General features: G+C 36.6%; 17 protein-coding genes and 1 other RNA gene. 2 read left to right on the forward strand and 16 right to left on the reverse strand.

Translation table 11 applies throughout. From position 1 onward, the window contains the following. Positions 1 to 5: 5 nt before the first annotated feature. From C8D70_RS02210 to C8D70_RS02240, 5 genes are all read right to left on the reverse strand, one after another. Positions 6 to 1,721, reverse strand: a complete 1,716-nt coding sequence (locus tag C8D70_RS02210; protein ID WP_076594617.1) for a phospho-sugar mutase — start codon at positions 1,719 to 1,721, stop codon at positions 6 to 8. A 201-nt stretch (positions 1,722 to 1,922) separates the two neighbouring features. Continuing rightward, on the reverse strand, positions 1,923 to 2,279 hold the full coding sequence (locus C8D70_RS02220) for a four helix bundle protein (RefSeq protein WP_110366250.1): 357 nt from the start codon (positions 2,277 to 2,279) through the stop codon (positions 1,923 to 1,925). A gap of 192 nt (positions 2,280 to 2,471) precedes the next feature. After that, positions 2,472 to 3,173: a GIN domain-containing protein gene (locus C8D70_RS02225; RefSeq protein WP_076594616.1), complete on the reverse strand. Its 702-nt coding sequence runs from the start codon at positions 3,171 to 3,173 to the stop codon at positions 2,472 to 2,474. Positions 3,174 to 3,607: 434 nt separating this feature from the next. After that, positions 3,608 to 4,558: a glycosyltransferase family 2 protein gene (locus tag C8D70_RS02235; RefSeq protein WP_076594614.1), complete on the reverse strand. Its 951-nt coding sequence runs from the start codon at positions 4,556 to 4,558 to the stop codon at positions 3,608 to 3,610. A gap of 16 nt (positions 4,559 to 4,574) precedes the next feature. Beyond that, positions 4,575 to 5,177, reverse strand: a complete 603-nt coding sequence (locus C8D70_RS02240; protein ID WP_034697710.1) for a DUF4199 domain-containing protein — start codon at positions 5,175 to 5,177, stop codon at positions 4,575 to 4,577. Between the two features lie 131 nt (positions 5,178 to 5,308). On the opposite strand from C8D70_RS02240, the gene ffs reads away from it, so the two are divergent. Then, an RNA gene (gene ffs / locus C8D70_RS02245) (signal recognition particle sRNA small type) lies at positions 5,309 to 5,406 on the forward strand. A 118-nt stretch (positions 5,407 to 5,524) separates the two neighbouring features. Here ffs and C8D70_RS02250 read toward each other — a convergent pair. The 5 genes from C8D70_RS02250 to gyrA all read right to left on the reverse strand — a co-directional run bounded on the left by C8D70_RS02250 (position 5,525) and on the right by gyrA (position 12,211). Beyond that, a complete protein-coding gene (locus tag C8D70_RS02250) occupies positions 5,525 to 6,211 on the reverse strand; it encodes a metal-dependent hydrolase (RefSeq protein WP_110366252.1) in 687 nt (228 codons plus the stop codon). 175 nt (positions 6,212 to 6,386) lie between these two features. After that, positions 6,387 to 7,316, reverse strand: coding sequence for a 1,4-dihydroxy-2-naphthoate octaprenyltransferase (menA, locus tag C8D70_RS02255; protein ID WP_110366380.1), 930 nt, complete (start codon positions 7,314 to 7,316; stop codon positions 6,387 to 6,389). Positions 7,317 to 7,389: 73 nt separating this feature from the next. Further along, on the reverse strand, positions 7,390 to 8,226 hold the full coding sequence (locus tag C8D70_RS02260) for a 1,4-dihydroxy-2-naphthoyl-CoA synthase (RefSeq protein WP_034697698.1): 837 nt from the start codon (positions 8,224 to 8,226) through the stop codon (positions 7,390 to 7,392). Between the two features lie 321 nt (positions 8,227 to 8,547). Beyond that, positions 8,548 to 9,585, reverse strand: a complete 1,038-nt coding sequence (locus C8D70_RS02265) for a tetratricopeptide repeat protein (protein ID WP_076594612.1) — start codon at positions 9,583 to 9,585, stop codon at positions 8,548 to 8,550. A gap of 28 nt (positions 9,586 to 9,613) precedes the next feature. Next, positions 9,614 to 12,211, reverse strand: coding sequence for a DNA gyrase subunit A (gene gyrA / locus C8D70_RS02270; protein ID WP_076594611.1), 2,598 nt, complete (start codon positions 12,209 to 12,211; stop codon positions 9,614 to 9,616). A 149-nt stretch (positions 12,212 to 12,360) separates the two neighbouring features. On the opposite strand from gyrA, the gene C8D70_RS02275 reads away from it, so the two are divergent. Continuing rightward, complete coding sequence (locus C8D70_RS02275) at positions 12,361 to 12,675, forward strand: DUF4286 family protein (RefSeq protein WP_076594824.1); 315 nt, start codon at positions 12,361 to 12,363, stop codon at positions 12,673 to 12,675. A 211-nt stretch (positions 12,676 to 12,886) separates the two neighbouring features. Here the strand turns inward: C8D70_RS02275 and C8D70_RS02280 are convergent, their stop codons facing one another. The 6 genes from C8D70_RS02280 to bla all read right to left on the reverse strand — a co-directional run bounded on the left by C8D70_RS02280 (position 12,887) and on the right by bla (position 19,084). Beyond that, complete coding sequence (locus C8D70_RS02280) at positions 12,887 to 13,378, reverse strand: GNAT family N-acetyltransferase (protein ID WP_076594610.1); 492 nt, start codon at positions 13,376 to 13,378, stop codon at positions 12,887 to 12,889. 5 nt (positions 13,379 to 13,383) lie between these two features. Further along, positions 13,384 to 13,896, reverse strand: coding sequence for a DUF421 domain-containing protein (locus C8D70_RS02285; RefSeq protein WP_110366253.1), 513 nt, complete (start codon positions 13,894 to 13,896; stop codon positions 13,384 to 13,386). A 192-nt stretch (positions 13,897 to 14,088) separates the two neighbouring features. Further along, positions 14,089 to 14,223, reverse strand: a complete 135-nt coding sequence (locus C8D70_RS02290) for a bacteriocin-like protein (RefSeq protein WP_076594608.1) — start codon at positions 14,221 to 14,223, stop codon at positions 14,089 to 14,091. Between the two features lie 114 nt (positions 14,224 to 14,337). Next, positions 14,338 to 14,742 carry a hypothetical protein gene (locus C8D70_RS02295; RefSeq protein WP_076594607.1) on the reverse strand — a complete coding sequence of 135 codons (405 nt, stop codon included), beginning with the start codon at positions 14,740 to 14,742 and terminating at the stop codon, positions 14,338 to 14,340. Between the two features lie 318 nt (positions 14,743 to 15,060). Then, the gene (gene uvrA, locus C8D70_RS02300; protein WP_110366254.1) at positions 15,061 to 17,892 is read right to left on the reverse strand and encodes an excinuclease ABC subunit UvrA; all 2,832 of its coding nucleotides are present in this window, start codon (positions 17,890 to 17,892) and stop codon (positions 15,061 to 15,063) included. Between the two features lie 304 nt (positions 17,893 to 18,196). Then, positions 18,197 to 19,084, reverse strand: coding sequence for a class A beta-lactamase, subclass A2 (gene bla / locus C8D70_RS02305; RefSeq protein WP_110366255.1), 888 nt, complete (start codon positions 19,082 to 19,084; stop codon positions 18,197 to 18,199). Positions 19,085 to 19,108 lie beyond the last annotated feature (24 nt).

Here is a 19,108-nt window from a genome sequence, read left to right on the forward strand (position 1 = left end):
GGAAATTAATCCAGTTTCAAATCTGTTTTAACGGCTCCTATTTTAGCTTCCAATGATTTTAATTTGTCTCTGAAATCAGCTTCTGAAGTAATGGAATCCTTCACTGAAACATAAAACTTGATTTTTGGCTCTGTTCCTGAAGGTCTTACGCATACTTTTGTTCCATCCTGTGTGTAATAGATCAAAACGTTAGACTTCGGAATATCATTCATTACTTTTTTCTCATTCGTAGAAATGGTAAGACTTGTCTGTTCTTTAAAGTCTTTCACTTCTTCTACTAATGAGCCAGCCAGTTCCTTTGGAGGATTTTCACGGAAATTTTTCATCATGTTCTGAATTTCTTCAGCTCCTTCTTTTCCTTTTCTTACAATATTGATTAATCCTTCGTAATACATTCCAAGATCCTCATAGATCTCAATCATGTACTGATACATCGTTTTTCCGTTGGCTTTGCACCATGCAGCAATTTCGCAGGCTAAAAGAATACTTCCGCAAGAGTCTTTATCACGAACAAAATCTCCGGTCATGAATCCGAAACTTTCCTCACCACCACATACAAATTTCTGTGTTCCTTCTGCTTCACGGATCATTTTTCCAATCCATTTGAATCCGGTAAGACCGACTTTACATTCTACTCCGAATTTCTGGGCTATGTCAAAGAAGATATCCGAAGTTACAATCGTAGAACCGATGAACTCTTTTCCGGTAATCCTTCCCTGTTTTCTCCATTCGTTCAGAATATAATAGGTCAGAATGGTATTGGTTTGATTTCCATTCAACAGCTGCATTTCGCCATCAAGATTTCTTACTGCAATTCCTAATCTGTCCCCATCCGGATCTGTTCCGATAACGATATCTGCATTGGTGATTCTTGCCAGATCCATGGCCATTTCCAATGCTGCAGGCTCTTCCGGGTTTGGAGAATCTACGGTAGGGAAATTCCCGCTCGGGATCATCTGTTCTCTTACAAGATCTACCTTTTTGAACCCTGCTTTTTCAAGAGCTTTAGGAACAGTGGTATACGTTGTTCCGTGGATGGATGTGAAAACAATATTTAAGTTTTCTTTTCCAACATTCTGATAGGTAGAGTTTTCAATACATGCATCAATATACACGTCATCCTGCTCCTCTCCGATCCACTCGATAAGATCATCATTTCCGTTGAATTTAATTTCTTCAAATTTTACGGAATATACTTCATTGATAATGGCTTCATCATTAGGCGGAACAATCTGCGCCCCGTCATTCCAGTATACTTTGTAACCGTTGTATTCCGGCGGGTTGTGAGAAGCTGTTAACACGATTCCTCCGTTACATTTTTTATCACGAACAGTGAAAGACAATTCCGGAGTCGGTCTGTGATCTTTGAAAAGCAGTACTTTAATTCCGTTAGCTGTCAAAACATCTGCTACCAGTTTTCCGAATTCTTTTGAGTTATTACGAACATCATAAGCGATAGCCACTTTAATCTCTTCTCCTTTGAACTGCTGAAGCATATAATTAGCCAATCCTTGAGTAGCTTGTCCCAATGTATATTTATTCAAGCGGTTGGTTCCTACTCCCATTATCCCACGCATACCTCCTGTACCGAATTCCAGTTCTCTGTAGAAAGAATCTTCCAGATCAGGGGAATTGCTGTTGATCAAAGCCTGTACGGCATCTCTCGTTTCTTTATCGAAGGTATCACTTAACCAAAGTTTTGCTTTTTCTAGTGTATTCATATTTATGTCTAAGTTTTTTAAGCTGGAAGTTGGAAGCGGGAGGCTGGAAGTTATATCCTACCCGGCTTCAAAATTCCGGCTTTGTTTTATTTTTTCTATTTTTTATTTTTCAAATTTGGAAGAAAATTTTCAATCTTGAAAACAAGAAGTATGAAAAACCAACATTACTCTCAGCTTCCAGCTTCTTTCTTCCAGACAAATCTATTCTTTTATCTGATTCCTAAAAGCTATAATCTGGTTCATAAGATTATAGCTTTCAGAATATAGTTTATTAAATTCTTCTTCTATGATATATTCTCTATTTTTAGCTTTATATAAACAGGTTACTGTTTCTGCCAAAGATCGGATTGAATATCCCAAAAATTTTTTAAATTCTAATTTTGACTGCAAAATACATCCCTCAGAAATATTCAGTGCAATCGAATCGCAAGCTCGTCTTATTTGTGAAGTTAAATTAAACATTTCATCTTTTGGAAACTTTTGAGACAATTTAAAAATAGACTCTCCAAAATCCATAGATTTTTGCCAAATTACTAACTTTTCAAATTTAAAACTCATATTCTTTTTTAAGCGGGAAGTTGGAAGCGGGAGGCTGGAAGTTATATCCTACCCGGCTTCAAAATTCCGGCTTTGTTTTATTTTTTCTGTTTTTTATTTTTCAAATTTGGAAGAAAATTTTCAATCTTGAAAACAAGAAGTATGAAAAACCAACATCACTCCCAGCTTCCAGCTTCCCACTTCCAGCCCAAATTACTCTAATTTCTTATTCTCAACCTTCGTCGTCTTATCAATCTTAAAAGCCCTGATCGGGTCGTTGTAATAGATAAATTTTGCAGTATTCTGAATATGTCCTTTTAACGAATCTTTTACATTGACTTCTGCATAATTTCCGTTTTTAGAATCAATATTCAGATTGGTAATTTTCCAGTAAGGAGCAATTAAACTTGCTGTATCTGAAATCTTTATAACAGCATCTTTAGACAATCCCAGAAAGTTGGCGCGACTTCTGTTGTGCATTTCCAATTCTGCTCTTCTGGTGTTTACAGATCCCATGAAACTTGCATTGTTTTTCATAGTAAGCCTGAAATTGTCTGTTTTGATCTCACTTGAAATATTCACTTCAACAGAGTCGGAAACCGCTACTTTTTCCAGATTATATTTGGAATAAATTGTCACGTTATAAAAATCCACTCCTTTTGTAGCTCTTTTTTCTTTAATGAAAAGTGTTTTGTCTTTTACATCTACATCAAGATTCCCTGCCACATTCGGATAGGTTTCTATTTCTACAAAATTCTTTGGACCTTTGGCATAAAATACACGGAATTTTCCTTCCAGATCAAGGTTGACGAACTCCGAAACATCCACATCTTTCTTTTCAATATTTCCTTTTGGGGAAACTTTCCCGCAGGAAACCACTGCCACAAGCATCAATGTGTATAAAACTTTTTTCATATTTACTTTTAAATATTACATTACAATCGTAACGATCTTTACTGAAAATCTCTGAAATGTTTTTTCATTGCTCTCACAGGACTTTCAATATTACTTTGAACAAAAATAGGATTAAAATTTCTAAAAATCTTTGTCTTTTGACAATAAAATACCTGATAATTTTCAATTTTCTGGCTTTTGAGAAAAAGTCTGTTTCCGATTCTCTTTTTCTTTTACTTTTTAATCTGATAAGTTCAAAAATACAAAAAGCACTCTGTTTTTTGCAGAGTGCTTTTTGTATTGGGATTGAAGTTATTATTATCCAGCTAACCACCCCGTCAAAAATTCTTTGAATTTTTGCTACCCCTCCAAAGGATGGGAATGGTCATACATCGAATGGTTATTTATACTAACAGATTGATTTTCATTTTGTTTTGAATGAATAACTTTCTGTTTTATATCACTTCATCAATATTATAATTCTTATGCTCACGGTTGGTTCTGATAATCATTTCTCCCAAGAATCCTGCGACAAACAGAAGGCTTCCCATAATCATCATGGTTAAGGCAATATAAAACCAGGGATTATTGGTGATTAAATGTCCGTAGATTCCTCTTGCTACATCAATCAGTTTAGAAATTCCTAACCAAAGTGCTGAAAGAAAACCCACAATAAACATTAAAGTGCCTACAGCTCCGAAGAAATGCATTGGTCTACCTCCAAAACGGCTTACAAACCAAAGCGTTATCAAATCCAGAAATCCTCTGATAAATCTTTCGGTTCCGAATTTTGAAGTTCCGTAAGGTCTTGCCTGGTGCTGAACTTCTTTTTCAGTAATTCTTCTGAAACCTGCATTGGCAGCCAGTACCGGAATATAACGGTGCATATCTCCGTACACATCAACAGACTTTACCACCTGTTTTTTATAAGCTTTCAGACCACAGTTGAAATCGTGAAGATAAACTCCCGAAACTTTTCTTGCTGCCGCATTGAATAGTTTTGACGGAATATTTTTCGTCATTACATTATCAAAACGCTTCTTTTTCCAACCGGAAACGATATCATAATTATCATGAATTACCATATTATACAGCTCCGGAATTTCTTCAGGAAAATCCTGTAAATCGGCATCCATTGTAATCACTACATCACCGTTTGTTCTTTCAAAAGCAGCATGAAGAGCCTGTGATTTTCCATAATTTCTGGAAAATTTAATAGCGTGGATCTGAGGATACTGAACTTTCATATTCTCAATAATACTCCACGACAAATCCGTACTTCCATCGTCTACAAACCAAATCTCATAAGATAAGTTACTGGTTGTGCATACTTTATCAATTCTTGAAAAAAGCTCTTCCAGAGAGTCTTCTTCGTTCAGTAACGGAATAACTATAGATAAATTCATTTAATTTTAATAAAAATTAGGCTTGATTTGTTTCTTCGGGCTGATGTATCGTTCTTGTTCTGAAAAACGCTCCGAAAAACACCGACAAAACTACGTAAAATATAAGAATTGCTGCAAAATATCCTGAAAAATGACTTGCGGTAAGCATATCTTTTCCTTTAACCGCTTCAGGAGTGAAGCTTTGCAATCTCTCTTTGTATTTCTGATCAAGTTCATCAATATCCTTCTGATGCTTCAGAATTTTTCTGGCAGAAGTGTATTCTGTATCCAGTTCTGATTTTTGTCTCTGAACATATTGATAATTCAACAGGCTTTTAGCTGCAGGATCTACAAAAGTTAAAAAAGCATAAATACTGAAGATGGAAAGAATTCCTCCGATGAACATCGGAACGAAAGCTCTTTTAAAAGCTTCTTTGAATTTTACCACTCTATGGTTGTTCCAAAACGATTTTACAGACCAGAAAGCAACTCCGGCATATAAAAGCGGCAAAACGAAAGCATTGGCTTTCAAAGAGATATCAAAGTAATTGATTCCCGAGAAAAAAGTATATACTACAAAGAAAACGATCATTGTAGCGATAAAAAGTATAATTCCTAGTGTTGATGGACTTTTCGTCATATGTAAATTTTTAGAAAAAAGTTGAAAAATTTTCCCTCTAAATGTCAGGCGTTTAGCTTTACCACTGCATTTTTTCGACTAATTTTCTTTAATAAAGTTTTGAAGTTTATAAAATATTCCTACCTTTGCAACGGCAAGTCCTAAACAACCAGCTCCTGAGAATCCTCCAGGGTGGGAACGCAGCAAAGGTAATCGGTCGTAGCGGTGTGATTTAGGTAGCTTGCCATTTTTTTTTTGGTTTAAAATAAGAAGAGAGGTAATTTGATAATTATCTTTTTTTGTTTTTAATACCTTACGCATCATTTTCATTTTTCTAATTTTCAGATTACCTCCGGTTCAGTTATTGATTAAAATTCGAAAGTCTCACCTAATTTTGGTAAAACCAATTCTACATTTTTATCTGCAAAATGCTTTAATGCACTTTCATGGTTAATTTCAATAGCAGGGAAAGTATCAAAATGACATCCGATTACTTTCGGTGTTTTTAATAGTTCTGCCGCTGCAAAAGAAGCTTTTCTGGGGCACATTGTATAATGGCTTCCGATGGGAAGAATAGACAGATTAATGTTTCCGTATAGTCTCGGGAACAGTTCCATATCTGCCATTACACCAGTATCACCTGCCAAATAGATGTTTTTACCTTCAGGAAGTCTGAAGATATACCCTACAGGAACGCCTCCGTAGCTTCCATCCGGGAAAGAACTTGTATGATGGGCCGGAACCATGGAAATTTTAAGATCGTCGATTTTTGCCGATCCTCCTAAGTTCACATCATCTGTATTTTTTGCCTGCTGGAAGTAACCGCATACTTCAGGAACTCCAATGATGGTAGCTTCCGGATAATGCTGCAACACCTCTGCTACATCGGCAATATGATCACCATGAGCATGGGTCAGCAGGATGTAGTCGATTTTTTGAGCAGCAATATCAAAACCTGATTCTGCTTTCTTGTAGTTGTAAAAAGGGTCGCTCAGAATTGTTTTGTCCTTGTAGGTGAACAGGAAACAATTTTGCCCTAAGAATTGTATTTTCATTTTAAATTTAGTTTCAATTATTATTAAACACAAATGACTCAAATAATTTCACAAACGACACAAAGAGAGTAGTGATATTTGTGAAAGCATTCGTGCCATCTGTGTTTTCTTTGATTTATTATTTCGATGGGAATTTATATTCAATTAAGTTGAAATTAATCCCATGTTCTTTGGATTAGTTAAATAAATTAAGTCCGGCTGCCGTTAGAATCGCCATTACAAATGTCATGATTCCTACCTGCTTTAAATATTGATCCAGTTCTTTCGGTTCTTTTACAGATAGAATCTTTCTTCTTAGCTTTGATAGTGGAAATAACAGAATCATGACGATGAAAACGTAATAGTTTTGCTGCTGCATAAAACCATTCATTCCTAAAAACACAAGAATAAGCAATAATGGAAGCTGCAACAGAACCATTTCATAGATCATTGCATTTTTGAATCCGATCCTCAATGCAAAGCTGTTTTTTCCAGATAATCTATCACTTTCGATATCTCTCATATTGTTCAGGTTAAGAACAGCCATACTCATCATTCCAACAGCTGTTCCGGGCAACAATATATCCCAGCTGAAAGTTTTCGTAAATAAGAAATAGCTTCCGCATACAGAGACCAATCCAAAAAAGATAAACACAAAGACATCTCCCAGTCCCAGGTAACCATAAGGTTTTTTACCTACTGTATATCCAATAGCTGCCAGAATACTTGCCACTCCCAGTCCTATGAAGATATAGAATTCATTCATATAGTTTGGAATGAAAGCTACATACAATAAAGCAATGGTAGCAATGAGAGATAAAGCAGCGAAAATAATCACAGCATTTTTCATCTGTTTTGCCGTAATTTTTCCTGATGCTACTGCTCTTGCTTCTGCTTCATTGATTCTTTTGGCATCTGTTCCTTTTACTCCATCACCGTAATCATTGGCATAGTTTGATAAAATCTGGTATAAAAGCGTCACCAAAAGGGCAAGCGCAAAAATCTTCCAATCCCAGGTTCCGCCTTCTCCGTAAAGTCTCCATTTTGCAATGAAAGACCCCATAATAATCCCGCTTAAGGAAAGCGGTAAAGTTCTTAGCCTTGCGGCCTTTATCCAATCCGTCATATTTTTATCATTGATAAGCGATAATTGATAAATGATAATATCAATCATCATTCATCAATTATCAATTATATTTTTAAGATATCCATTGATCTTCTCCGAAGTTGGGCTTTCTTTTTTCAAGAAAAGCATTTCTTCCTTCCTGAGCTTCTTCTGTCATATAAGCAAGACGGGTTGCTTCTCCTGCGAAAACCTGCTGCCCCACCATACCATCGTCTGTAAGGTTCATGGCAAATTTCAGCATTCTGATAGAAGTTGGGGATTTGGCTAATATTTCCTGCGCCCATTCGTAAGCAGTATCTTCTAATTCTGCATGAGGAACTACTTTATTGACCATTCCCATTTCGAAAGCTTCCTGAGCGGAATAATTTCTTCCTAAAAAGAAAATCTCACGGGCTTTTTTCTGTCCTACCATCTTGGCAAGATAAGCAGAACCGTAACCGCCGTCAAAACTAGTAACATCGGCATCTGTCTGTTTGAAGATGGCATGTTCTTCACTTGCTAAAGTAAGGTCGCATACTACGTGAAGTGAGTGTCCTCCACCAACTGCCCATCCCGGAACCACTGCGATCACCACTTTCGGCATGAAACGGATCAGGCGCTGAACTTCAAGGATATTCAAACGGTGTCTTCCGTCTTCTCCTACGTATCCCTGGTGTCCTCTGGCTTTCTGATCTCCTCCACTACAGAATGCCCATCCTCCGTCTTTAGGACTCGGCCCTTCTCCTGAAAGCAATACAACCCCTATTGAAGGATCTTCATAGGCGTCATAAAAAGCATCATATAACTCTGAAGTTGTTTTAGGTCTGAAAGCATTACGCACTTCAGGTCTGTTGAAAGCAATTCTTGCTACTCCGTTAGATTTTTTATAGGTAATATCTTCGTATTCCTTGGCGGTTTTCCACTCGATCATCTTATAAAAATTTTTCTCAAAGATACGGAATTACAGAGAAATTCTCAGGTTGAAATTAAAGGTTCATCTCTATAAAAACAGAAATTTTAAATGCCTGAATCCGGCATGAAGAATTTTCGACAGAAACTGCATAGCAGGGCGAAAAGTAACAGGTTTTTAAAACCTGTTACTTTTATAGAATCTAATTCAAAATCATAACAGATCTAAAAGCTCCTGCATGAAATATACAATCCGGATAAGATCTTCAGTCAACACTTTTTTAAAAACAAAAAAACCGGAACATTCCTGTTCCGGTTTTCATATTTGTTGTTGTCAAAATGATTATTTTGCTCCAGCAGCTGTAAGTTCAGCTTCTTTAGCTTTCATTTCTTTAACTTTGTCCATGTTTTTAGTTACAATGTAAATTTCTTTTAACGCAGTAACCGCATCAAGACTCTTTGGATTTGCTTTATACCATCCTTCAGCATATGGTAATGCTTTTCCGAATCTTTCTCTTCTTCCATCAATCAGCTTAGAAGCTTCATCTGGCTTGTCTTTTCTTAATGCGTTGATCTCTCCTACTACTTTAGCATCATCACCAATAGTAGTATATACTAAATTCTGATATGCATCAGAGAAATCGGGCTTCAGCTCGATAGCTTTTTTGAATGCTTCCAAAGCATCATTAACAGTAGCCGGGTTTTTAGCCTGCATTACCCCAAGGTTATACCAGTTGGTAGCATCGTTAGGGTTTTTAGCCAACTGCTCTTTTAATCCGGAAACGAACTTATCTGTATTTCCAGACTGAAGATATGCTGTAGTCTGAGCTTCTTTAAGCTTAGCATTGTTTGGAAACTTAACCAAACCTTTTTCGATAATAGTAAGAGCTTCGGTTGGTTTTTTTGCATTCAAAAGTAATGAAGACAAAGTTTCATACAAATCAGATTCTATACTTTTAGTCTGTTCTGTTTTAAAATCACTATAATCCGGGTTCTTTTTCATTAGTTCCCAGGTAGCTTTATCAAGATTTACCACCTGGCCACTTTTCTTTTCTTTTGCAGTATAAGTAGTTTCTACTCCTGTAAAACCGGAATTGATAAGGTCTGTATATATTTTGATAGACTGATCAGTGTTATTAGCTAACGCATGACTAAGCCCTGCATAATACATGTATATTTTATTGTCCTGACCGCTAGATTTTAATAAGTCATAAACTTCAATAAACTTAGGTGCTGCTGCTGCATAATTTTTTGCATTATATGCGTCCATAGCCACTTTATTAGCTTCCTGAAGCTGAGCATTCAGAGCATTGGCATCTTTTTTCTGCCCAAAAGCAAAAGCAGATGCCACGATAGCCATTCCTAAAATTAGTTTCTTCATAATAACTATTTATATTTAATTGTACAATTTATTCTTCAGAATCAGAATTCTCATTTTCCTCTGCGGAATTTTCATTTTCAGCCTGAGGTGCCTCATCGTTTTCCTGGTTATCAAATAGCGATCCTACAACTCCTTCTTCTGTTTCTTCAAGTTCTTCAGAATCTTCTTCTACATCTTTATCCATTTCTACTTTTGCAATGGCTGCAATTTCGTCATTTTTCTTCAGGTTGATCAGTTTTACTCCCTGAGTATTTCTACCCATTACTCTCATTTCATCCATTCCCATTCTGATGGCAACACCGGATTTGTTGATGATCATCAATCCGTCTTCGTCTGTTACGTTCTGAATAGCAATAAGATTTCCTGTTTTTTCGGTAATATTAAGAGTAATAACTCCTTTTCCTCCTCTGTTGGTAATTCTGTAGTCTTCTACTGCAGTTCTTTTTCCATATCCTTTTTCAGATACTACAAGAACTGTTTCGTTTTCCACATCGTTCACAACAATCATACCAATAGCTTCATCATTGTCTTCCATGGCAATACCTCTTACCCCGATCGATCCTCTACCAACTTCTCTTACTTTCTCTTCAGGGAAACGGATACATTTACCATTTTTAGTAGCAATCATGATCTGAGATGTTCCATTGGTAAGGTAAGCTCCTAATAACTGGTCATTATCTCTGATCTCGATAGCATTTACTCCATTTACTCTTGGTCTTGAATAGGCTTCCAATGATGTTTTTTTGATGGTCCCGTTTTTGGTCACCATCACAACACTCATTTGATTTACATATTCGGAATCCTTAAGGTTGTTGGTTCTGATATATGCCTTGATCTTATCATCCGGTTCAATATTGATAAGGTTTTGTACTGCTCTTCCTTTTGCTGTTTTGGAGCCTTCCGGAATTTCAAATACTCTCAGCCAGTAACATCTTCCTTTTTCGGTAAAGAACAGCATATACTGGTGGTTTGTTGCTGAAACAATATATTCAAGGAAGTCGGAATCCCTTGTTGTTGCGGCTTTGTTACCTACCCCACCTCTACTTTGAATTTTATATTCTGAAAGCGAAGTTCTCTTGATGTATCCTGCGTGAGAGATGGTAAGAACTACAGATTCATTCGGGATGATATCTTCAATAGACATTTCTCCTCCTGAATAATCAATTTCAGTTCTTCTTTCGTCTCCGTATTTTTCTTTGATTTCTATCAGTTCATCTTTGATGATCTGGAATCTTCTTGGCTCATTTGCTAAGATATCTTCCAAATTTGCAATTTCTTTCATGATTGCATCATATTCATCACGGATTTTATCAAGCTCCATTCCTGTAAGACGAGCTAACCTAAGATCCAGAATTGCCTGAGCCTGAATGTCTGAAAGTTCAAAAGCCTCAATCAAGCCTTCTTTCGCTGCCTGAGGGTTGGCACTGTGACGGATAATAGAGATTGCTCTATCCAGGGAATCCTGAGTTCCGATCACTTTCATGAATCCTTCAAGAATGTGTGCTCTTTCCTTGGCTTTTTTAAGCTCAAACTGAGTTCTTCTTACAATTACCTCATGTCTGTGCTCTACAAAGTGATGAATGATATCTTTAAGGTTCAGCTGTTCCGGTCTTCCGTGTACCAATGCAATATTGTTTACACTGAAAGAGGTCTGAAGTGCTGTATATTTATATAATAGGTTAAGAACAACATTCGGAATAGCATCGTTTTTCAATTCGTAAACAATACGAAGTCCTTTTCTATCCGATTCGTCTCTGATTTCATGAATTCCAGGGATTTTTTCGTCCTTAACAAGCTCTGCTGTTCTGGCGATCATTTCAGCTTTGTTTACCTGATAAGGGATTTCAGTAACGATGATAGCGTTTCTGTTCCCAATTTCATCAAAATTCACCTTAGCTCTTAAAACCACTCTGCCTCTACCTGTATGGAAAGCATCTCTTACTCCGTCATATCCATAGATGATACCCCCTGTAGGGAAATCCGGTGCAATAATATGCTGCATCAGCTCATCAATCGTAATTTCTTTATTATCAATGTAAGCACAGATTGCATCTACGGATTCTGACAGGTTATGAGGCGCCATATTCGTGGCCATACCTACTGCAATACCTGAAGTACCATTGACCAAAAGATTGGGAACTTTAGTCGGCATTACTGTCGGCTCCTGTAAACTGTCATCAAAGTTATTCTGAAAATCAACTGTTTCTTTATCCAGGTCTGAAAGAACCTCATCAGAGATTTTTTTCAATCTTGCCTCGGTGTAACGCATTGCTGCCGGCGGGTCACCATCCATAGAACCGAAGTTACCCTGTCCGTCTACCTGAGGATAACGTAAGCTCCAATCCTGTGCCATTCTTACCATAGCATCATATACAGAGGAATCTCCGTGCGGGTGATATTTACCTAATACATCTCCAACAATTCTCGCAGATTTCAAATATTTTCTGTTAGAAAATACCCCTAGTCCATACATACCATAAAGTACCCTTCTATGAACGGGTTTCAAGCCGTCTCTTACATCCGGCAACGCTCTTGAAACGATAACGGACATCGAATAATCGATATAAGACGACTTCATTTCATCAACAATGTTGATAGGAATCAGTCTTTCTCCTTCTTTTTGCATAAACAAATTTTATTGTAATGATATTCAAACTCTTAGCTGTAGGTTTGAAAATTATTTATTTCCAATTTTTATTAACGGGCTAATTTACGAAAAAAATGCCGATTTTTGTGGTAGAATTTATCCAAAAAATCTTAAAAATTCATAAAAAAATGAGCGTATTAAGTTTAACTTTCCACTGCACAAAAGATAATCTGGAAGAATGGGAAAATTATATTGATGAAACACTGGTTCTGATGACTGAAAACCTGATGGATGTCAACAAATATATTCTTTCCGAGGTTCACAGTGACTTTATCGAGGAAGGCAAAAATTATAATCTCCTGTTAATTTTTGATAATGAAGAATTGCGTGAAGACTTTATTAAAAGTGAACTTTTAAATATTTCTGAAAGAATTGAGAAAAAGTTTGGACAGGAAGTTATGGTCTTTAATACTTTCCTTAATCCCAAAAAATCGCGATTATAACTAATCATAAAAAAGCACTGAAAAAATTTCAGTGCTTTTCTTTTTATCTGTGATGTCCATGATCACGGCCTTTACCTTTGTAATGATGCCCGCAATCGTCATAAATATACACTTTCTTTACCTGGCCGGATGCATTGTATCCTTATTGTAACAACGGATTAGTGTGCTTATCAAACAAATTCATCATTCATCATTCATCATTTATAATTTTTTAAATGACTTCGCTTCTTTTTTCCATCAGGATAAGATCTTTCCACTCCCCGTTGAGCTTTCCGATTTTTTTTCGGACACCTACCATTCTGAAACCGTTTTTCTGATGAGATTTAATGGCCATTTCATTTTCGGAGAAGATGTTGGTCTGTAATGTCCAGAATCCGTGATCCTCGCTATCCAAAATTATCTTTTTAAGCAATACGGAACCCAATCCCTTTCCCTGGTATTCATTATCAAAATAAATGCTTACTTCTGCGACTCCTTTAAAAGATTCCCGTTTGCTGACTGGTTTCAGGGCACACCATCCTATTACTTCATTATTGTCATTTTCCAGCACCCAACGGCAGTCGTTAAAATATTCCATGCTCCAGGCTTCAGCTGTAGGGACTTCTGTTTCCAAAGTTGCAATACCGCCGTCTACTCCCTGCTTAAAAATCTCAAGGACTCTGGGCTCATCACTGGGAAGCATTTCTCTTAGTTCGTAATTCATCTTGTTTAATGGTATTTTCTTTTAATTTTTCTTTTAATTCTTGAATAGTGAGTCTGTTTACTCTTTTCATCCTGAGAAACAACACTGATATTTCCGTCCACTTCAAGAACGGAAAGCTTTACATTATCTATTTTTTCAATTCCGTGTTCTCTTATAGCTTCCTCCAATTCGCTTTCGGTGATTTTTACCCGATTCAGGGCTGCCTGATCAGCAACTCCATCTCTGATCAAAATAACCGGCTCATCTTCCATAAGAGTCTGAAAGGAGCGGCTGGAAAACATGATCCTTTTCAAAACAAAATTAGCAACAAACAAAACCAATGCCGCAATAATTCCGCCCTGAAGAGAGGTATCAGGACCTACCATTGCGTTTTGAACAGCATTTGAAATTAACAGCAGTAATACAACATCCCCTGCATTAAGCTGGGAAAGCTGATTTTTACCAAATAAACGGATAGCAATTACCATAAAAAGGTAAACGCAGAGGGAACGGACGGCAACGTTAAGAATAGGATTCACAATTTTTTTATCTACTCAAATGTATCGATTTTTGTGATTGGTAAAAAATATTTTATGGACAGATAAAGGATGAAGAGTAGATAATGTTACTTTTGATCCAATAGGAAATTCTAAAGATCTTAAAGCCAGATTAACAGAATTTGTTCAAAGTTCACAACAGTAGAAAAGCCGCTGATAAAAGCGGCTTTATTTTTAAGGGCACTGAACGATTGGAATTTCGCTGCAAATTACTTTATTCGCCCATTCGCAAAATGTACAGTATTTTACAGGTTCTCCTCCATTCACTGACTTCAACTCTGATTTTGTCAGCTTCTTTAAATTTTTCATATAGTTTTAATTTTATGGTAGCCCAAAATTAAAATCTTATATTCTATTGTTTATTATAACTTCATGGGATAAGTTTTCATTATTCACACATTATTGAATAATATGCAGTAAATACTATCTGTTGTGGATCTCTACTGTCACAGGCATTACGTAAGTGTAGGCAACCATATTATCAGTCAGTTTTTTACGGTCTACTCTGTAGTCAAGATCGCTTAACACGGTTTCAATTTCTTTGCTTACGGTTTTGCAATCTCCGCTGGAATGAACATTTACAATTTTCCCGTTTTTTGCAATATCAAATTTTACCACGGAATTTACGGTTCCCTGTTTGTAATCAGGGTTGGTAAGGTCAAAATTGGCTTCCAGTTTATTTCTTATATCGTTAAACGTTTCACTTTTGTTCAACTGAATTTCCTGAATGGTATTATGATCTGTAGTCTGAGCTTTAGCAGTGTTCAAAACAGCAGCAAATCCGCAAACGAAAAGTGAGGCGATCAATATTTGAATTTTATTTTTCATAACTATTTGGTTTTAAATATTATACTAACCTTATTTTGTATCTCTTACCCAAAGTTATTAAAAATAATTCATATTAATTTTACATTCAGTTAACATTGAGTTAACATTAAAATATAAAACACTGAATATCAGTGTAATAAATTTTAAAAATAATTGAAAATTTAATATTGGAAGTTCATTTTAAGTATAAAAATGGCTAAACCTGATGAGTTTAGCCAATTATTATCTTGATTTTTAAATTAAAAGTTGATCAATATCCTAATGTAAATTATTTAGATTATTTCAGAGTTACAAAATGCCATATAATTTTATGAATACTTATTCCAGTTCCCTCTTCAAGAACTTCCCTGTCAAGCTTTTCTTAGATTTCACAATTTCCTCAGGAGTTCCCTGTGCTACGATCTGTCCGCCGTGTTTTCCACCTTCCGGACCAACATCAATAATGTGGTCTGCTAATTTGATGACATCCATATTATGTTCGATGATGATGAATGAATTCCCAAGTTCTACCAGTTGGTTGATGGCATCCATCAGGATTTTTACATCTTCAAAATGCAATCCTGTTGTTGGTTCATCAAGGATATAAAGGGTATTTCCGGTTTGTCTTTTCGCCAGTTCGGTTGCTAACTTGATACGTTGCGCTTCACCTCCGGAAAGAGTCGTCGATTGTTGTCCAAGGGTAATATATCCCAAACCTACATCCTGTAATGTTTTCACTTTCGCAAAAATCTTAGGAATCGGCTGGAAGAAATCTACCGCTTCATCAATCGTCATATCTAGGACGTCAGAAATTGATTTTCCTTTGTAACGAACTTCCAGGGTTTCTCTGTTGAAACGTTTTCCGTTGCATGTTTCGCAGTGTACGTATACATCCGGAAGGAAATTCATTTCGATTACTTTCAATCCTCCACCCTGACATGTTTCGCATCTTCCGCCTTTTACATTGAAAGAGAATCGGCCTGGTTTATAACCACGGATTTTACTTTCCGGCAGCTCGGCAAAAAGGTTTCTGATATCGGTAAACATTCCGGTATACGTAGCAGGATTTGAACGTGGCGTCCTTCCGATTGGAGTCTGATCTACATCTACAATTTTATCAATATTATCCAGCCCTTCAATCTTTTTGTAGGGTAACGGCTCCTGAACCGCTCTGTAGAAATGTTTGTTGAGGATCGGATATAATGTTCCGTTAATCAGGGAAGATTTTCCGCTTCCTGAAATTCCGGTTACCACTACCAGTTTTCCAAGAGGGATATCCAGGGTTACATTTTTAAGGTTGTTTCCTGTAGCTCCTTTTAAAACAATATTTTTACCGCTTCCTGCTCTTCTTTCTTCAGGAATTGCGATTTTTCTTTTTCCATTGATGTATTGAGCAGTGATGGTATCTGCTTTTAACAGGTCTTTTGGTTTTCCCTGCCAAAGAATTTCTCCACCGAATTTTCCGGCTCTCGGACCAATATCCAGCACCTCATCGGCTTCAAGAATCATGTCTTTATCATGTTCTACTACCAAAACAGAGTTTCCGATGTCTCTCAGGTTTTTCAGGGAATGGATCAGTCTTTCGTTATCTCTCTGGTGAAGCCCGATACTTGGTTCATCAAGGATATACAACACATTCACCAATTGCGAACCGATCTGTGTTGCCAGACGAATTCTCTGTGACTCTCCTCCTGAAAGGGTTTTTGAACTTCTGCTCAAACTCAAATAATCCAACCCTACATCCAGCAGGAACTGAAGTCGGGTTTCAATTTCTTTTAAGATCTCGTGAGCAATGATTTTATTTTTTTCCGAGAATTTATCTTTAACATCAGCCAACCAGTCTTTTAAATCTGCTAAGCTTAATCCGTTAACCTCAGCAATATTCTTTCCGTCAATTTTAAAGCTTAAACTTGAAGGCTGAAGACGGGTTCCGTGACATTCCGGGCAGGTTTCTTCTGTGGTAAAATGTCTTTCCAATAAAATGGCTTCGTAGGATTCTCTTTCATCGATAATTTCTTCCATGAAAGCGATCAAACCATCAAAACCAATCTTTATTTTCTTAGTAATTCCCGCATATTTCAGGTCTTTATTAAATTCTTTGTGACATCCGTTGTAAATGTAATCCAGTGCTTCCTCCGGAATATCCTGCAACGGCGTTGTTAATCCCAATCCGAAGATTTCAAGAATATTTTTAATTTGTGACAGAATCCATTTGTTGGATTTGATATCTTCCAATGGCAACAATCCTCCCTGGTTGATGGATAGTTTCGGATTGTCTATAAAGTAATCGGTATTGATCTTTTTAATAGTTCCCAGACCTTTACAGTTCGGGCAGCTTCCTTTTGGAGAGTTGAATGAGAAAGTATTGGGTTCAGGCAGCGCCAGAGAGTGTCCTGTTTCTGCATCCATCAGGTTTTTAGAAAAATATTCAATGTCTGTACTCCCCAGTTTCTGAATTCCTATAATGCCTTCACCCATATCCATCGCGGTGCGCAATGATTTTTCCATTCTGCCTTCTGAGGCATTCTCCCCGATAATCCAACGGTCGATCACAATATCGATATCGTGGGTTTTATAACGGTCAAGTTTTAAATCATATTCAATATCCTGCAGTTCTCCATCAATTCTTGCCTGTCCGTAGCCTTTTTTAGCCATCTGTACAAAAAGCTCATGATAATGTCCTTTTCTGGAACGCACCACTGGCGCCAAAAGCATGATTTTCTCTTTTTTATAATTTTCTTTGATGGTTTCAAGGATCTGATCTTCAGTATAGCTTACCAGCTTCTGTCCTGTAGATAAAGAGTAAGCATCCGAAACTCTTGCATATAAAAGACGCAGAAAGTCGTACAACTCGGTAACCGTTCCCACAGTAGAACGCGGGTTTTTATTGGTTGTTTTCTGTTCTATAGCAATCACCGGAGAAAGTCCTTCAATTTTATCTACATCCGGACGCTCCAGCCCGCCTAGAAACTGGCGTGCATAAGCAGAGAATGTTTCGATATAACGACGCTGGCCTTCCGCAAAAATAGTGTCGAAAGCCAATGACGATTTTCCACTTCCGGAAAGGCCTGTAATTACGACCAATTCATTGCGTGGAATTTTTACATTGATATTTTTTAGGTTGTGTTCACGGGCTCCGTAAACTTCTATATATTCTGTTGATTTGCTCATAATTTGGAGTGACTTTGCCTGAAAATCACAACGTGCAAAAATACGAAATTTTATAGACTTTTTTTGAATATAAAAGGGATAAAAGTTTCATAAAAAATTCTTAGGTTTTGTTAATGGATTGAATAAGATATTATTTAGTTTTGATTTCAGGTAATTAGGTTTTGGCTAAAGCCAGCAGGTTTGTTTTAAAAATTAAAAATGGGCTCCCTTCGACTAGGCTCAGGATAACAACCCATTCTATTGATGTTTAGAAAAAGAATAATTCATAATTCATAATTCATAATTCATAATTCATATTACCAACTTATTTGCGCGTGTAGTAATCCCAGACAGCGCGGGTGACATCTGCAATGATTTTTTCCGTATCTGTCATTTCTTCATTGATATTTTTCAGATAAATGGATAAAACGATGTGCTTTCCATTAGGAAGCTTTATAATTCCCACATCATTCATTGCTGCACGTAGATTATTTTCGTTTCTTCCGGAAATTCCTGTCCGGTGAGCCAACTCTGTACCTACAGGCAATCCCGCTTTCATCCAGGTAAGTCCTCGTGAGGTTTCTACCATTACCTGATACAGATATTTTGTAGATTCTTTTTTCAGCACTTTTCCTTTATAGAATTTTTCTAAAAGTTCCGTGGTTGCCAAGGGCGTTGTGGTATTTATGTAGCATTTTTCGAAGGATGCCATTTCCTTCTCGTTTACTTTTATTGTAAAATCTTTAATTCCCTGTTGATTAATGAATTTCTGCACGGTCTCTGTTCCGCCAATGATATTCAGCAAAATATCACAGCCATTGTTATCACTATGGGAAACCGTATACCTTATCAATTGATCTAATGTAAGATACATATTTCCCTGAGGATATTCTTCTCTGATTGGGCTCCAGGTATCAGGCAAAAGGTCTTCTTTTTTAATAAAGAATTTTTGATTAAGTTTTAATTTTCCTTTATCTACCTGATTCAAAACAGCTAAGGCAATATGAAATTTGAAAACACTCAACATCGGGGTTTCTTTATTTCCGTTGATGCTGAGCGTATCTTTATCTTCTATTCCTTTTAAAGATATTCCAACAGTTGCATTTTTTGTAGAGATAATCTGATTGATCTTATTTCTCAGCTCTTGAATAGTCTGGCTTTTCAAATGGGCTCCGAAAAGGATAAGCAGCAGCAAAAAAGATATTTTTTTCATTGAATTGTGATTCTGATTATTACA

It is taken from the genome of Chryseobacterium sp. CBTAP 102, from assembly GCF_003201365.1.
GTDB classification, from domain to species: domain Bacteria; phylum Bacteroidota; class Bacteroidia; order Flavobacteriales; family Weeksellaceae; genus Chryseobacterium; species Chryseobacterium candidae.

Bases quoted from the DNA above. Each gene is read 5' to 3' on its own strand.
- C8D70_RS02210 (WP_076594617.1), bottom strand. From the start codon at position 1,721: ATGAATACACTAGAAAAAGCAAAACTTTGGTTAAGTGATACCTTCGAT.
- C8D70_RS02220 (WP_110366250.1), bottom strand. From the start codon at position 2,279: ATGAGTTTTAAATTTGAAAAGTTAGTAATTTGGCAAAAATCTATGGAT.
- C8D70_RS02225 (WP_076594616.1), bottom strand. From the start codon at position 3,173: ATGAAAAAAGTTTTATACACATTGATGCTTGTGGCAGTGGTTTCCTGC.
- C8D70_RS02235 (WP_076594614.1), bottom strand. From the start codon at position 4,558: ATGAATTTATCTATAGTTATTCCGTTACTGAACGAAGAAGACTCTCTG.
- C8D70_RS02240 (WP_034697710.1), bottom strand. From the start codon at position 5,177: ATGACGAAAAGTCCATCAACACTAGGAATTATACTTTTTATCGCTACA.
- C8D70_RS02250 (WP_110366252.1), bottom strand. From the start codon at position 6,211: ATGAAAATACAATTCTTAGGGCAAAATTGTTTCCTGTTCACCTACAAG.
- menA (WP_110366380.1), bottom strand. From the start codon at position 7,316: ATGACGGATTGGATAAAGGCCGCAAGGCTAAGAACTTTACCGCTTTCC.
- C8D70_RS02260 (WP_034697698.1), bottom strand. From the start codon at position 8,226: ATGATCGAGTGGAAAACCGCCAAGGAATACGAAGATATTACCTATAAA.
- C8D70_RS02265 (WP_076594612.1), bottom strand. From the start codon at position 9,585: ATGAAGAAACTAATTTTAGGAATGGCTATCGTGGCATCTGCTTTTGCT.
- gyrA (WP_076594611.1), bottom strand. From the start codon at position 12,211: ATGCAAAAAGAAGGAGAAAGACTGATTCCTATCAACATTGTTGATGAA.
- C8D70_RS02275 (WP_076594824.1), top strand. From the start codon at position 12,361: ATGAGCGTATTAAGTTTAACTTTCCACTGCACAAAAGATAATCTGGAA.
- C8D70_RS02280 (WP_076594610.1), bottom strand. From the start codon at position 13,378: ATGAATTACGAACTAAGAGAAATGCTTCCCAGTGATGAGCCCAGAGTC.
- C8D70_RS02290 (WP_076594608.1), bottom strand. From the start codon at position 14,223: ATGAAAAATTTAAAGAAGCTGACAAAATCAGAGTTGAAGTCAGTGAAT.
- C8D70_RS02295 (WP_076594607.1), bottom strand. From the start codon at position 14,742: ATGAAAAATAAAATTCAAATATTGATCGCCTCACTTTTCGTTTGCGGA.
- uvrA (WP_110366254.1), bottom strand. From the start codon at position 17,892: ATGAGCAAATCAACAGAATATATAGAAGTTTACGGAGCCCGTGAACAC.
- bla (WP_110366255.1), bottom strand. From the start codon at position 19,084: ATGAAAAAAATATCTTTTTTGCTGCTGCTTATCCTTTTCGGAGCCCAT.